At 67.1% G+C, this 14,881-nt stretch carries 14 protein-coding genes; 11 read left to right on the top strand and 3 right to left on the bottom strand.

Annotation, left to right across the window (positions count from 1 at the left end):
* Positions 1 to 126 precede the first annotated feature (126 nt).
* On the bottom strand, positions 127 to 1,653 hold the full coding sequence (locus HCU76_RS07850; RefSeq protein WP_371319778.1) for a glycine betaine ABC transporter substrate-binding protein: 1,527 nt from the start codon (positions 1,651 to 1,653) through the stop codon (positions 127 to 129).
* Between the two features lie 104 nt (positions 1,654 to 1,757).
* On the opposite strand from HCU76_RS07850, the gene HCU76_RS07845 reads away from it, so the two are divergent.
* Positions 1,758 to 2,843, top strand: a complete 1,086-nt coding sequence (locus tag HCU76_RS07845) for an ROK family protein (protein WP_213956227.1) — start codon at positions 1,758 to 1,760, stop codon at positions 2,841 to 2,843.
* A gap of 34 nt (positions 2,844 to 2,877) precedes the next feature.
* Complete coding sequence (locus HCU76_RS07840) at positions 2,878 to 3,267, top strand: response regulator (protein ID WP_213956427.1); 390 nt, start codon at positions 2,878 to 2,880, stop codon at positions 3,265 to 3,267.
* Positions 3,268 to 3,298: 31 nt separating this feature from the next.
* Here HCU76_RS07840 and HCU76_RS07835 read toward each other — a convergent pair whose 3' ends face one another.
* Positions 3,299 to 4,672 carry a phospholipase D-like domain-containing protein gene (locus HCU76_RS07835; protein ID WP_213956228.1) on the bottom strand — a complete coding sequence of 458 codons (1,374 nt, stop codon included), beginning with the start codon at positions 4,670 to 4,672 and terminating at the stop codon, positions 3,299 to 3,301.
* Between the two features lie 497 nt (positions 4,673 to 5,169).
* Here HCU76_RS07835 and HCU76_RS07830 point away from each other — a divergent pair, with 497 nt between their 5' ends.
* Entirely contained in the window at positions 5,170 to 5,430 is a 261-nt protein-coding gene (locus HCU76_RS07830; RefSeq protein WP_218508937.1) for a hypothetical protein, read from the top strand.
* Positions 5,431 to 5,816: 386 nt separating this feature from the next.
* Here the strand turns inward: HCU76_RS07830 and HCU76_RS07825 are convergent, their stop codons facing one another.
* Positions 5,817 to 6,935 (bottom strand): 5-methyltetrahydropteroyltriglutamate--homocysteine S-methyltransferase, encoded by a 1,119-nt coding sequence (locus HCU76_RS07825; protein WP_218508936.1) that lies wholly within the window; start codon positions 6,933 to 6,935, stop codon positions 5,817 to 5,819.
* A gap of 145 nt (positions 6,936 to 7,080) precedes the next feature.
* Here HCU76_RS07825 and HCU76_RS07820 point away from each other — a divergent pair, with 145 nt between their 5' ends.
* The 8 genes from HCU76_RS07820 to HCU76_RS07785 all read left to right on the top strand — a co-directional run bounded on the left by HCU76_RS07820 (position 7,081) and on the right by HCU76_RS07785 (position 14,736).
* Positions 7,081 to 8,193: an aromatic ring-hydroxylating dioxygenase subunit alpha gene (locus HCU76_RS07820; protein WP_213956231.1), complete on the top strand. Its 1,113-nt coding sequence runs from the start codon at positions 7,081 to 7,083 to the stop codon at positions 8,191 to 8,193.
* Positions 8,190 to 8,954, top strand: coding sequence for a GntR family transcriptional regulator (locus tag HCU76_RS07815; RefSeq protein WP_218508935.1), 765 nt, complete (start codon positions 8,190 to 8,192; stop codon positions 8,952 to 8,954). The genes HCU76_RS07820 and HCU76_RS07815 overlap by 4 nt, the downstream gene beginning before the upstream one ends.
* A 7-nt stretch (positions 8,955 to 8,961) precedes the next feature.
* Positions 8,962 to 9,954, top strand: coding sequence for a PDR/VanB family oxidoreductase (locus HCU76_RS07810; protein WP_218508934.1), 993 nt, complete (start codon positions 8,962 to 8,964; stop codon positions 9,952 to 9,954).
* Between the two features lie 148 nt (positions 9,955 to 10,102).
* Positions 10,103 to 11,278, top strand: coding sequence for an ABC transporter substrate-binding protein (locus HCU76_RS07805; protein ID WP_213956234.1), 1,176 nt, complete (start codon positions 10,103 to 10,105; stop codon positions 11,276 to 11,278).
* Positions 11,279 to 11,434: 156 nt separating this feature from the next.
* A complete protein-coding gene (locus HCU76_RS07800; protein ID WP_213956235.1) occupies positions 11,435 to 12,307 on the top strand; it encodes a branched-chain amino acid ABC transporter permease in 873 nt (290 codons plus the stop codon).
* Positions 12,307 to 13,284, top strand: coding sequence for a branched-chain amino acid ABC transporter permease (locus HCU76_RS07795; protein WP_218508933.1), 978 nt, complete (start codon positions 12,307 to 12,309; stop codon positions 13,282 to 13,284). The genes HCU76_RS07800 and HCU76_RS07795 overlap by 1 nt, the downstream gene beginning before the upstream one ends.
* On the top strand, positions 13,281 to 14,039 hold the full coding sequence (locus HCU76_RS07790; RefSeq protein ID WP_218508932.1) for an ABC transporter ATP-binding protein: 759 nt from the start codon (positions 13,281 to 13,283) through the stop codon (positions 14,037 to 14,039). The genes HCU76_RS07795 and HCU76_RS07790 overlap by 4 nt, the downstream gene beginning before the upstream one ends.
* Positions 14,032 to 14,736 (top strand): ABC transporter ATP-binding protein, encoded by a 705-nt coding sequence (locus HCU76_RS07785; RefSeq protein WP_218508931.1) that lies wholly within the window; start codon positions 14,032 to 14,034, stop codon positions 14,734 to 14,736. The genes HCU76_RS07790 and HCU76_RS07785 overlap by 8 nt, the downstream gene beginning before the upstream one ends.
* The last annotated feature ends 145 nt before the right edge of the window (positions 14,737 to 14,881 follow it).

Below are 14,881 nucleotides of genomic sequence, written 5' to 3'. Positions count from 1 at the left end.
ACGCCATCGCATCGCGGGGAAAGTTTGTTCGTGCGCCTTGCTTGCGTCTATCCGCCATGCGCGGTAACGCAAAGGGAATAGGGGGCTGTGCCCCCACGGGGCTCGCCCAGGCAGGAACGATGCGCTTCAGGCCTTGCGCCGCAGCAAGTGTTCGACGGCCTCGAACACGATCTCGCTGAGCAACGCCAGCGCCGCGGCCGGCACCGCCCCTGCGACCAGCAACCCGCTGTCGTTCAACGCCAGCCCGGTCACGATGCGCTCGCCGAAGCCACCTGCGCCGATGAAGGCCGCGATGGTCGCGGTGCCGATGGCGATGGTGGTCGCGGTGCGTACCCCCGCGATGATGGTCGGCAGTGCGAGCGGCAGCAGCACGATGCGCATGCTTTGCGAATGCGTCATGCCCAGCGCGGTGCCGGCCTGGCGCAGGCCGGCGGGCACTTCGGTCAGGCCAGTCACGGTGTTGCGCATGATCGGCAGCAGCGCGTACAGCGTGAGCGCGACCAGCGCCGGCGCCGTGCCGATCGCGCCCATCCACGAGATCAGCAAGGCCAGCAAGGCCAGCGAGGGCACCGTCTGCAGCAGGCCGGTCGCGCCCAGCACCACGGCGCGCACGCGCGCATGCGGAAACACCAGCACGCCCAGCGGCACCGCGATCAGGATCGCGCAACCCACCGACACCGCCACCAGCAGCAGATGCTGGCGTGCCAACCGCCCGAGGTCCGGGCCGAACAGCTTGGCCACCCAGCCGCGTTGCGCATCCGGTGCGCCGGTCTTCGCGCTGCCCGCGATGAAGTCCCTGGCAATGACGTCGAAGGGCACGCTCTGCAACTCGGCCCGCGCATTCATGGCGATCATGGCGCGCTCGTCGATGCGGCCTTCGAGTTTCTGCAACGCGGCCCAGGCCTGCGGCAGCCGCTGCGGCAGGTCGAGCTTGTAGAGCAGCACGGCGTCGTAGCGCGGAAAGTACTGCTTGTCGTCCTGCAGCACGCGCAGGCCCAGGTGGTCGATCTTGGCGTCGGTCGTGTAGATGTCCATCACGTCGATCTGCTTCGCGGTGATCGCGTCGTAGGCCAGTCCGTGGTCCAGGCCGGTGGGCTGCTGCATGAGGGCATAGCGCGCGGCCAGGCCCTTCCAGCCATCGGCGCGCCCGATGAATTCGTTTGACAGGCCGAGCTTCAGGTCCGGGTGCCTGGCCAGGTCGCTGAGCGACTTGATGCCCAGCCGGTCCGCTTCCGCCGCGCGCATCGCCAATGCATAACCGTCGTTGAAGCCGAGCGGCACGCCCACCCCCAGGCCCTTGGGTGCGAGCGCGGCGTTCATTTCCTCGCGCGTCATCGGGCCGGTGTGCTGCAGGATCTCCAGCGCGATGGTGCCGGTGTATTCGGCATACAGGTCGATTCCGCCGGAGCGCAGCGCCTCGTAGACGATGGCCGTGTTGCCCAGGCCCTGCCGCACCACGGGCGGCTGCTTCAACTCCGGCGCCGCGGTCTGCGCGATGACTTCGGCCAGGATGTACGACTCGGTGAAGCGCTTGGAGCCGACGCGAAGCGTGTCCGCGTCCTGTGCGTGCACGGCCATCAGTGCAAGGCACACCAGGCCCCAGCCCAGCGCGACGGCGCGCCATGTTCGGATCGACGTCATCCAGTGTGGCATCGGGGCAGTGTATAGATTCGGCGCGATTCAGGCGTCCTTCCTACACGGCGCGGCGGGGCGCACCGATGCGGTGCCGCGCCACCTGCGTGCATATTGCGAAGCCCATGAAAAAAACAACGCGCCGCACTGCTTCGGAAACGCCATCGGCCGCTTCGGCGCCCGCGCATGGAGCGATGGAGTTGCCTTCGGTCGTGGTGCAGAGCTACAGCCTCGCGCTGCGCGACGCCGAGGGCTTCGTCGGCGACAACGCAAGCCAGACGGCGTTCCGGGAACTGCTCGACAAGTGGCGCAAGCGCGTCACGCGCGGCGGCGACGACCCGCTCGGCACGCAAGCTTCAGCCGCATTGAGCAAGGCGGAGATCGACAAGAAGCTGCACAGCAAGTCCGACGATGCCGCCGCGGACATCGTGCAGGGCGCGATCGAGGAATTTGCAGTGGAACTGGCGCATGTGATCCGCCGGCACCTGCGGCAGAAGCCCTGGGCTGGCGTGCGGCGCATCGTGGTCGGCGGCGGCTTTCCCGAAAGCGACGTGGGTGAGCGGGCGATCCTGCAGGCCGCGTCGATGCTGCACATCGAAGGCACCAAGGTCGAGCTTGCGCGCCTGCGCCATGAGCCCGACCACGGCGGACTGCTCGGCTGGCTGCACCTCGCGCCGCCTGAGATGCTGGCCGACTACGACGCCATCCTGGCCGTCGACATCGGCGGCACCAATGTGCGTTGCGGCATCGTGAAGCCGCGGCTGGGCAAGGCGGTCGACCTGTCGAAGGCCAGGGTGATCAGGTTCGACAAGTGGCGCCACGCGGACGACGACCCAAAGCAGAAGGACCTGCTCGCCGGCATCGTCGGGATGCTCGAGCGCAACATGCGGCGGGCGCGGCGCAAGGGCGTGCGGCTGGCGCCGTTCATCGGCATCGGCTGCCCGGGGCTGATCCGCGCCGACGGCTCGATCGCGCGCGGGGCGCAGAACCTCCCGGGCGACTGGGAGCGCGAGACCTTCCACCTGCCGAGCCACGTGCAGGAGAAGATCCCGGCGATCGACGGGCGAGCGACCACGGTGATGCTGCACAACGACGCAGTCGTGCAGGGCCTGAGTGAACTGCCTTTCATGCAGGACGTCCACAAGTGGGCCGTCCTGACCATCGGAACCGGGCTCGGCAACGCGAGCTTTCGCAATCGCCATGTGGGTTGAAACTACACTCGCGCAAAGCAAGGCATTGAGCACAGTGGCCCTCATCACGTTTCTCGTCGAAGACAACCCGACCATCCGGGACAACCTCATTCCAGCGCTGGAAGACATGGTGAATGCGAGCATCGTCGGCGTGGCGGAGACAGAGGTCGATGCCGCCGAGTGGCTGGCTGCGCACGGCGACGAGTGGCAACTGGCCATCGTCGACCTGTTCCTCAAGGAAGGCTCCGGCCTCGGCGTGCTGGCCAGTTGCCGCGAGCGCGGGCCGCAGCAGCGCGTGGTGGTGCTGACCAACTACGCCACCGTCGACATCCGCGAGCGCTGCCTGAAGCTCGGCGCGGACGCGGTGTTCGACAAGTCGAATGAGCTCGATGCGTTCCTGGATTTCTGCAATCGGGATCGGCCTTCGAGCTTCGCTGCGTTGTAGCCCACCCCCGAACGCGCCTGCGGCGCTTGGGTCACAGCTGGAACGCGACGGTCAGCAGCAAGCCTTCCGCCAGGTCGCGCATGAGCCCGGGCCGACGCGCCCGATAAGGCTCGCCGGCGGAGGCCATGGTCTCGATCCATTGCGCCAGCCAGTCGATCTGCGCCGTCCCGTAGAACAGCACGCTGGCCTCGTGGTTCAGCAGCAGGCTGCGCAGGTCGAGGTTGATCGAGCCGCACATGGCGATGTCCTCGTCCACCACCACCGCCTTGGCATGCACCATGAACGGCAGCATTCGAAAGTTGACCCCGGCGCGCGCCAGGTCGCGCATGGCGCGGGCTCGCACGAAGTCCGCGAGCGGATGATTGGAGCGCGCGGGTATCGCGATGGTCACCTGCACGCCGCGGCGCGCAGCCAGCCGCAGTGCATCGCGCAAGCCGTCGCCGGGCACGAAGTAGGGCGTGATGGCCAGCACGCGGTGCTCGGCGCGAAAGCAGGCGCCGACCAGCAATGCGAGGGCCGTGTCCTCGGTCTGGTCGGGGCCGCTGGGCATGTATTGCGTCAACGGGCCGTCGACCGGCTGCGCGGTGGGCGCCGGCCCGCGCGCCTTGCGCCCGCGCACGGAGGCCCAGTCGTGGTCGAACTGGCGAGCGGCGGCGGCGGCGGTGCTGCCGCGCAGGTCGAAGCTGAGGTCGAGCCACGGCTCGGGATGCGCCTCATTGCCCAGGAAGTACTCGCCCGCCAGGTTGCGCCCGCCCGACCAGAGCCATTGGTCGTCCGCGATGGTGGACTTGCGGTGGTTGCGCAGGTTGCGCGGGCCGCTGCGGCGCAGGCTGAAGAGAGGACGGAACACGGCTACCTCGCCACCGGCCGCACGCAGGCCGTTGAAGTGGCCATGCGGCAGCGATAGCGCGCCAAAGCCATCGAGCAGCACGCGCACGGCCACGCCATCGCGCGCCCGTTGCGTGAGGCGCTCCAGCACGTCGCGGCCGAAGGCATCGCTGCCGATGATGAAGGTGCCGACGTCGAGTCGCCGCTGGGCGCCGGCGATGACCTCGAACAGCGCGTCGCGCGCGGCCGTGCCATCGGCATGCATGCGAATCTCGGTAGGGCCGGGCGCCGCGAGGCCGAAGCTCTCGACGAGGTCGGCGGCCCAGTGTTCGGTGCCGGTGGCGCGCGGCGGTCGCGGTGAGCCGGCGGGCCGGAGCTTGCGCTGGCCGAACATCAGGTAGGCGGGCAGCGCGAGGTACGGCACCACCAGCATGCCCATCACCCAGGCGATGGCGGTGGTCGGCGCGCGCTGGTCCCGCCGGGAGCGCGTGGTGAGCACGTAGATCAGCAGCGCGGTCGAGACGACCAGGAAATGCTGGGACGGGCTTGGCAACCAGGCAAACAGGGCGCTGTGCATGGCGCGAAGTGTCGCCCACGGGGTGGTTTGCGCGCTAGGTGCTTATGCCTCTGTCGTTTGGGGGATATGAGGGGGGTGCGCGGGGCGTTGGGTTGTTGGTTCGTTGGTTCGCTGGTTCGCTGGTTCGCTGGTTCGTTGGGGGGAGCGCCCGGTGCGCGGTGCGGGCCGGCCGACCCTGCTGCGCCGGCCCCTTCGGGGCTGCCCTGCAGTGCTCGCGTTTGGCGGGGTCCACATGAACTCGCTTCGCTCAAACAGCATGTGGCCCTGATCCGCCAAACGCTGCGCGCTTCGGCGGCGCAGAAGGGTCGACCAACCCACACCGCGCACCGGGCTTGGGGGTGATCGAACGCCCCGCACTTGGGGGAGGGGGCTGCCCTCACCCCGGCCCTCTCCCAGAGGGAGAGGGAGGAAGACTGGATCGACCGCTGCGCGCGCGAATCAAAAAAGAGAACCCGATCGGAGGTTGCTGCAACTCAGTGGCATACAAGGAGAACGTCATGGAACACAACCTTCGCCCCGTCAACCTCATCCGTGCTGAGCTCGCCAGTGCAAGAGATCTTCTTTCTGCCCTGGGTCTCGCCGGGGGCACTGCCTACGCCCTGGCCCTCCTCCGCGTCGTGCGCCTGACCGAGGAACTCTGTGCAGCAGAGGACGAATTCGAGCGCATGGCAGAGGCCGTCGCATTGAAGTGGATCTATCGCTACACCGGCGGCAGGCTCCTGGCGATCGACGAAGGCAATGCGCCGAAGGGGGCGTGACGCGCCAGTGAAGACGTCGGAGCGCGGGAAACGCCGCGCTCCTTCTCGGCCGGGGCTGTCCTCACCCCAACCCTCTCCCGAGGGGAGAGGGAGCAAGAGGGATGCACCACGAGCGTGTCCACGGTGGTGGGCGGTGTGCGGTGCGAGGTGGGTGACCCTTCTGTGCCGCCGAAGCGCGCAGCGTTTGGCGGATCAGGGCCACATGCTGTTTGAGCGAAGCGAGTTCATGTGGACCCCGCCAAACGTGAGCACTGGAGGGGAGTCGCGAAGCGACCGGCACAGTAGGGGCGCACGCGCCGTGCCGCATGCCGCCCGCCGCCGCGCCCCGGACAACGAATCCGCCCAGGCGCAATGCTCCCGCCGCGCCCCGGACGAACTTTCGTGTCTCAGCCCCCCCAGACCTCTCGCGCGGTCTCGACGACGAGACGCAGCTTGTTGCGCTGCGCCTCCACGGCAATGTTGTTGCCATGCACCGTGCTCGAGAACCCGCACTGCGGCGACAGCGCCAACTGGTCGAGCGAGGCGTACTTGGCGGCGTCCTCGATGCGGCGCTTGAGTTCGTCCTTGTCTTCCATCTCGCCGAACTTGGTCGTCACTAGGCCCAGCACAACCGTCTTGCCCTTGGGCAGGTAGCGCAGCGGCTTGAAGTCGCCCGAGCGCGCGTCGTCGTACTCCATGAAATACGCGTCCAGGTCCATCTCCTTCAGCAGCGCCTCGGCCACCGGCTCGTAGTTGCCGGCCGCCGCGTGCGTGCTCTTGAAGTTGCCACGGCACAGGTGCATGGCCAGCAACATGCCCGGCGGCTTCTGCGCGACCACCTTGTTGATGAACTTGGCATAGCGGTGCGGCAGTTCGTTGGGGTCGTCGCCGCGCTGGCGGGCGGCTTCGCGCATCTTCTCGTCGCAGAGGTAGGCGAGGTTGGTGTCGTCCATCTGCACGTAGGTGCAGCCAGCGGCGGCCAGCGAGCGCAGTTCGTCGCCATAGGCCCGGGCCACGTCGTCATAGAACTCGGGGTCCAGCTCCGGATAGGCCGTCTTGCTGATGCCGGCGCGACCACCGCGGAAATGCAGCATGGTGGGCGACGGGATCGTCACCTTCGGCGTGTTGCCGGCGGAGACCTGGCTCTTGAGGTACTGGAAGTCGGCGAGCTGGATCTGCTTGGCGTGCGTCACCTTGTCGATCACGCGCATCACCGGCGGCGCCAGTTCCTCGGTGCCGTCGGGCTTGCGGATCGTGACCGGGATGTCGGTCTTCACGCCGCCCAGCTGCTCCAGGAAGTCGATGTGGAAATACGTGCGGCGGAACTCGCCGTCGGTGATGCTCTTCAGGCCGATGTCTTCCTGGAACTTGACGATCTCGGTGATCGCCTTGTCCTCGACCAGGCGAAGCTGCTCGGGCGTGATCTCCCCTTTGGCTTTCTGCTCGCGCGCTTCGAGCAGGTACTTGGGTCGCAGGAAGCTGCCGACATGGTCGAACCTTGCGGGCAGGGTGGCGTGCTGGGACATGAATGGCTCCGTCTGTGCTGAAAGGTGGATGTGGATGGTAGCGGCTTCTGGCGATCCGGCGTTGGATACATTGAGATCGGTATTTACCCTTGAAAATGCCCGGAGAGATGGAATTCAACGGCATCAATGTATACAGTACGAATCCATGAACACCACCCCCAGCTTCCCACTGAATGCCTGGTACGCGGCCGCCTATGACGTCGAAGTGAAGCGCGCGTTGTTCCCCAGGACGATCTGCAACCAGAAGCTGGTGCTCTATCGCCAGACCGACGGACAGGTCGCAGCGCTCGAAGACGCCTGCTGGCACCGGCTGATGCCGCTGTCGCTCGGCCGGCTGGAGGGTGACGAGGTGGTCTGCGGTTACCACGGGCTGGTCTACAACAGCCAGGGCCGCTGCACCTTCATGCCGAGCCAGGAGACGCTGAACCCGTCGGCATGCGTGCGCTCGTATCCGGTGGTCGAGAAGCACCGCTTCGTCTGGATCTGGCCCGGCGATCCGGCCAAGGCCGACCCGGCGCTCGTGCCCGACATGCACTGGAACGACGACCCCGAGTGGGCCGGCGACGGCAAGATGATCCGCGTCGCCTGCGACTACCGGCTGGTCGTCGACAACCTCATGGACCTCACGCATGAGACCTTCGTGCACGGCTCCTCGATCGGCAGCCGGGAGGTGGCGGAGGCGCCCTTCGTCGCGACCCACGGCGACCGTTCCGCCACTGTCACGCGCTGGATGGAGAACATCGACGCGCCGCCGTTCTGGGCCGCGCAGATCAAGCACGGGCTTGGCTACAAGGGCAAGGTCGATCGCTGGCAGATCATTCGCTTCGAAGGTCCGTGCACGGTGAACATCGACGTCGGCGTGGCCGAGGCGGGCAGCGGCGCGGTGCCGAAGAAGGATGGCGACAAGGGCGACCGCAGCCGCGGTGTCAACGGCTACGTGCTCAACACCATCACGCCGGAGACCGACAACACCTGTCTCTACTTCTGGGCCTTTGCACGCAACTATTGCATCGGCGAGCAACGCCTGACGCACGAGTTGCGCGAAGGCGTGGCGACGATCTTTCGCGAGGACGAACTGGTGCTCGAGGCGCAACAGCGTGCCATCGACGAGCGGCCCGACTACGCCTTCTACAACCTCAACATCGACGCCGGCGCGATGTGGGCGCGGCGGCTCATCGACCGCATGGTCGAGCGCGAGCAGCCGAAGCGGCCGACGATTCCGATCCGGCCGGCGGAGCCGGTCGGGACTGCGCGATGAGTGCCGTGGTCACGCCATCGGCGGACGCGGCGGAAGCGGGTGCATCGCAGGCGGTCAAGGCGCAGTTGCGCCTGCGCGAGATGGTGCTGGCCGGCGAGCTGCCGGGCGGCTCGCGCATCGCGGAAGTGGCCATCTCCGAGCAATTGGGTGTCTCGCGCACGCCGGTGCGCTCGGCGCTGATGCGGCTCGAACAGGAAGGCCTGCTCGAAAGCCTGCCCAACGGCGGTTATGCGGTGCGCACCTTTTCCGAGCGCGATGTGTCCGATGCCATCGAGTTGCGCGGCACGCTCGAAGGGCTCTCGGCCCGGCTGGCCGCCGAACGCGGCGCGGCGCCCGTGGTGCTGCGGGAGGCCCGCGCCTGCCTGCAGCGCATCGATGAACTGCTGCGCGAACCCGCGCTCGACGACGCGGCCTTCTCGCGCTACGTCAGCTTCAATGCGCAGTTCCATGCGCTGCTGTCGGAGTTGTCGGGCAGCCCGGTGATCGCCCAGCAACTGGAGCGCATCAGCAACCTGCCGTTCGCTTCGCCCTCGGGCTTTGTCGTGGTGCAGGCCAACTCGCCGGCCGCGCGCGACATGCTGCTGATCGCGCAGGACCAGCACTGGCAGGTGCTCGATGCGATCGAGTCCCGCGAAGGCTCGCGCGCGGAGGCGTTGATGCGTGAGCACAGCCGCATCGCGCAACGCAACCTGCGCGAGGCGCTGCATGGCGCACTGAGCCATCCCTTGCCGGGCGTTCAATTGATCCGCCGACGTAGCTGAAGAAGACATGAAGAGTTCCTCCAACTGGCGAGCCGCCCGCGTCGAGGCGCTGCGCGACATCACGCCGACCGTGCGCGAGTTCACCATCCGCCCGCAAGACGCGCACGACATCGGCGCCGACTGGTCGCCGGGCAGCCACATCGAAGTCGAACTGCTGCGCGAGGGCCGGCCGATCAAGCGTTCGTACTCGCTGGTGGGCACGCCCGATGGCGAATGCTTCCGCATCGCAGTCAAGCGCCTGGACGAAGGGCAGGGCGGCTCCCGCGCGATGTGGCAGCTCGCCGTGGGCGACCGGTTGCAGGTGAACGGCCCGCGCAACCATTTCGGCCTCGACCTGAACGCGCCGGCGTACCTGCTCGTGGCCGGCGGTATCGGGATCACGCCGATGCTGCACATGGCGCAGCACCTGCGTTCGCGCAAGGGCAGTCAGGCGCCGTTGCGCATGGTCTACGGCGCGCACGAGGAGGCTGAGCTGGCCTACCGCCCGCTGCTGGGCGAATTACTCGGCGAATCCTTCGCCGAGTTCGTCGGCGCGAAGGGCCGGCACATCGACATCGCCGCGGAAATCGAATCATTGCCCGTCGGCGGCCAGATGTACGTCTGCGGCCCGGTGCCGATGCTCGATGCGGTGCGCCGGCAATGGGCCGCGTCGGGCCGGCCACTGGCCGACCTGCGCTACGAGACCTTCGGCAGCAGCGGCCGCTTCGCGCCGCAGCCATTCCGCGTCGAGGTGCCGCGCCAGGGTATCGACATCGTGGTGCCGGCCGACAGCAGCATGATGGACGCGCTGCATGCCGCGGGCGTGCAGACACTGCACGACTGCAAGCGCGGCGAGTGCGGACTGTGCGCGGTCGACGTGCTTGCGCTCGACGGGGAGATCGACCACCGCGACGTCTTCCTCAGCGAGCACGAGAAGGCGAGCAACGAGCGCATCTGCACCTGCGTCTCGCGCGTGGTCGGCTCGATTTCGATCGATTCGTCGTACCGGCCGGACGACTGATCTGCGCGATCATCGCGCAGTTGTTTCGCAAATCGCACACAATCGATCTCGACCGGATTCGTCTAGGGATAGCCACAGCCTCCGTGTCGAAACACTTGTTCACAATAAGCACACTCTCACCATTTCGCCAACTGGAGGACTTCCCGCCATGCAACGTCGCCATCTGATCCACGCCGTCGGCCTGACTGCCGTCGCACTTGCCCTTCCCCTGGCAGCGCAGGCCCAGGACAACGTGTTCAAGATCGGCCTGATCCTGCCGATGACCGGCCAGCAAGCGTCGACGGGTCGCCAGATCGAAGCGGCGGCCAAGCTCTACATGGCGCAGAACGGCGACACGGTCGCTGGCAAGAAAGTCGTGCTGATCGTCAAGGACGACACCGCCACGCCCGATGTCACCAAGCGCCTGGCGCAGGAACTCATCGTCAACGACAAGGTGAACGTGATCGCCGGCTTCGGCGTGACGCCGGCCGCGCTGGCCGCTGCGCCGCTGGCCACCCAATCGAAGACGCCGCAGGTGGTGATGGCCGCCGCCACGTCGAGCATCACCGAGGCATCGCCCTACATCGTGCGCACCAGCTTCACGCTCCCGCAGGTGTCGGTGGCGATGGGCGACTGGGCGCCGAAGAACGGCATCAAGTCGGTCGTGACGCTGGTCAGCGACTACGGCCCCGGCAACGACGCCGAGAAGTATTTCAGCGAGCGCTTCCAGCTCAACGGCGGCAAGGTCCTGGACAAGCTGCGCGTGCCGCTGCGCAACCCGGACTTCGCGCCTTTCCTGCAGAAGGTGCGCGATGCCAAGCCCGATGCGCTGTTCGTGTTCGTGCCCTCGGGCGCGGGCTCGGCCGTGATGAAGCAGTTCCTGGAGCGCGGCATGGACAAGGCCGGCATCAAGCTGATCGCCACCGGGGACGTGACCGATGACGATCAACTCAACGACATGGGCGACGGCGCGCTCGGCGTGGTCACCACGCACCACTACTCGGCGGCGCATCCGTCGGCCGCGAACAAGAAGTTCGTCGAGGCCTTCCAGAAGGCCAACAAGGGCATGCGGCCCAACTTCATGGCCGTCGGCGGCTACGACGGCATGCGCGTGATCTACGAAGCACTCAAGCAGACCAAGGGCCAGGGTGGCGGCGATGCGCTGCTGGCCGCGATGAAGGGCCAGGTCTTCGAAAGCCCACGCGGCGAAGTGCTGATCGACGCACAGACGCGCGACATCGTGCAGGACGTGTACCTGCGCAAGGTCGAGAAGAAGGACGGACAGCTCTACAACGTCGAGTTCGACGTGCTGAAGGCTGTGAAGGATCCGGGCAAGGCCAAGTAAATACGGCCGTCTGAATGCGGACTTGACCGGACGCGAAGGCACGCGAAGGTCGCGAAAGAACAGCCAGGAAATTTTTTTTCTCTTTTGCGTCCTTCGCGGAACCTTCGCGTCCCCTGCGTCCGGTAGCCCGAATTTCTTCAGCCTCGGATCAGAAGCATGCTCACCATTCTTTTCGACGGCATCGCCTACGGCATGTTGTTGTTCGTCCTGGCCGTCGGGCTGGCCGTGACGCTGGGCTTGATGAACTTCATCAACCTGGCGCACGGCGCCTTTGCGATGGCCGGCGGTTATCTCACGGTCTTTGCGATGCAGAAGGCAGGCTTGCCCTTCCTGGCCTGCCTGCCGCTGGCCTTCATCGTGGTCGCGCTGCTGGGCGCGGTGCTGGAGCGCACGCTCTACCGGCCGATGTACGGGAAGCCGCACCTCGACCAGGTGCTGTTCTCGATCGGGCTCGCGTTCATGGCGGTGGCCGCGGTCGACTACTTCGTCGGCTCGTCGCAGCAGATCGTGCAATTGCCCGAGTGGCTGCGCGGACGCACCGAGATTGGCGATGGCGCGCTGATGCTGGGCATGGGCCACTACCGGCTGTTCATCATCGCGGTGTGCGCGGTGCTCACGGTGGTGCTGCAACTCATCCTCTCGAAGACCCGCTTCGGCAGTCGCTTGCGCGCCGCGGTCGATGACCCGCGCGTGGCGGCGGGGCTGGGCATCAACGTCAACATCGTGTTCCTGTCGACCTTTGCCGTGGGCTCCGGCCTCGCGGGCCTGGGCGGCGCGCTGGGTGCGGAGATCCTGGGGCTCGACCCGACCTTTCCGCTCAAGTACATGATCTATTTCCTGATCGTGGTGTCGGTCGGCGGCACCTCGTCGATCACCGGGCCGCTCGCGGCGGCCTTGCTGCTCGGCATTGCCGATGTGGGCGGCAAGTACTTCATTCCGAAGATGGGCGCGTTCACCGTGTACCTGCTGATGATCGCGATCCTGATGTGGCGACCGCAGGGCCTGTTCACCCGGAAGGGAGGCCGTTGATGGCCGCCGGCAAGGGTTTGGATTTCCAGGCGGCGCTGCTGCGCAAGACGCGTTGGCGGCCGCTGGAGTTCGTGGTGTGGCTGGTGGCGTTTTCGCTGCCGCTGGTGATGCCGTCGCACGCGCTGATGGTCAACGAGATCGCCATCGTCGCGCTGTTCGCGATGTCGCTCGACCTGATCCTCGGCTACACGGGCATCGTGTCGCTCGGGCATGCGGCCTTCTTCGGCTTCGGCGCCTATGCAGCGGCCTTGTTCGCCAAGCTCGTGATGCCCGACCCGACGGTGGGCCTGCTGGTGGCCATCGTGCTGTCGGGCGCCATTGGCGCGCTGGCCAGCGTGACGATCCTGCGCGGCAGCGATCTCACGCGGCTCATGGTCACGCTGGGCACGGCCCTGCTGCTGCTCGAACTGGCCAACAAGCTCGACTGGCTCACCGGCGGTGCCGATGGTCTGCAGGGCGTGGTGATGGGACCGGTGCTCGGCATGTTCGAGTTCGACCTCTTTGGCCGGACGGCAGCGTGGTACAGCCTGTCGATCGTGCTGCTGTTGTTCCTGCTCATGCGCCGCATCGTGCAATCGCCTTTCGGCGCGACGCTGAAGGCGATCCGCGACAACCGCCTGCGCGCGATGGCGATCGGCATCCCGGTGGCCTCTCGCCTGGTGACGATCTACACCATCGCCGCGGCCATCGCCGGTGCGGCGGGTGCGCTGCTGGCGCAGACCACGGGCTTCGCGTCGCTCGACGTGCTGGCCTTCGACCGATCGGCCGACGTGATGCTGATGCTGGTCATCGGCGGCGTGGGCTGGCTCTATGGCGGCATCGCCGGGGCGATCGTGTTCAAGCTGTTGCAAGACACGCTCTCGACCGTGACGCCGCAGTACTGGATGTTCTGGATCGGATTGATTTTGGTGTTGCTGGTGCTGGTCGGGCGCGATCGCCTGTTGAAGCCTTGGACCTGGTTCGGGAGGCGGGCATGACGGAGGTAGTCCTTTCCGCCACCGGCCTCGTGATGCGCTTCGGCGGCATCACCGCCACCAACAACGTCTCGCTCAACCTGAAGCGCGGCGCGCGACATGCCCTGATCGGCCCGAACGGCGCCGGCAAGACCACGCTCATCAACCTGCTGACAGGCGTGCTCACGCCCACCGAAGGCCGCATCGAACTGCTCGGCGAGGACATCACCAAACTCGCGCCGCACAAGCGTGTGACGCGCGGCATGGTGCGCACCTTCCAGATCAACCAGTTGTTCGACTCGATGACGTCGCTGGAGACGCTGGCGCTCGTGGTGTCGCGGCAGCAGGGCTTGTCGGCGCAGTGGTGGAAGCCGCTGGGCGCAGACAAGCGCGTGGTCGAACGGGCCGGCGAGTTGCTGGAACATTTCCGCCTGGCCGAGGTGGCCGGGCAACCCGTCAAGCAACTCGCTTATGGCAAGCGCCGCCTGCTGGAGATCGCAATCGCGCTGGCCTGCGAGCCGCGTGTGCTGCTGCTCGACGAGCCCGTGGCCGGCGTGCCCGCGGGCGAACGCGAGGAACTGCTGCAGACCGTCGCCGCATTGCCGGCCGATGTGTCGGTGCTGCTCATCGAGCACGACATGGACCTGGTCTTCAGCTTCGCCGACCGCATGACGGTGCTGGTCAACGGCACGCTGCTGACCGAAGGCAACCCGGAGCAGATCGCCAACGACCCGAAGGTGAAGGAGGTCTACCTGGGCCATGGAGCCACGCATGTCTGAACTGCTCAAGGTAGAAACGCTCAGCGCCGGCTACGGCGAAGCTGTTGTCCTGCACGATGTGTCCCTGACGCTCGGCGTCGGCCAGACGCTCGCGCTGCTCGGCCGCAACGGCACCGGCAAGACCACCTTCATCAACACGCTGGCCGGCGCCACGCGCCAGCACGGCGGGCGCATCACGCTCGGCGGGGCGGCGCTGGACAAGCTCGCGCCGCACCAGCGCGCAGCCGCGGGCATCGGCTGGGTGCCGCAGGAGCGCAACATCTTCAAGTCGCTCACGGTGCATGAGAACCTGACGGCCGTGGAGCGCCCCGGCAAGTGGAACCCGCAACGCGTCTACGAGATGTTCCCGCGGCTCGCGGAGCGCAAGGGGAACCTCGGCACGCAGCTCTCGGGTGGCGAGCAGCAGATGCTGGCGGTCGGCCGCGCGCTGGTGGTCAACCCCAAGCTGCTGCTGCTCGACGAGCCGCTGGAAGGCCTGGCGCCGATCATCGTGGAAGAGCTGCTGCGCGCGATCCGCCGCATCACGCAGGACGAGGGCCTCGCGGCCATCATCGTGGAGCAGCATCCGCAGGCGATCCTCGCGATCTCCGACACGGCCGTCGTGCTGGACCACGGCACGGTCGTCCACACCGACAGCGCCGCGGCCTTGCGTGCGCAACCTGAAGTGCTGGAGCGATTGCTGGGCGTGGCGCGCTGACGCGGCCTGCGCCGGACAAATTTCTTCGAACAAATCGCCGCCCTTGCGCGCAGCCTCCGGGGCGCACCAAGTAGCGACCGGGACGTTCGCTGCCGCGGCGTGTTGATCGCCGACCCGCAAGACGCGCCCGCCAGCCTGCGCCTGC

Source organism: Variovorax sp. dw_308 (assembly GCF_019207085.1).
GTDB lineage: Bacteria > Pseudomonadota > Gammaproteobacteria > Burkholderiales > Burkholderiaceae_C > Variovorax.
This window is presented reverse-complemented; position numbering and strand designations above follow the sequence as displayed.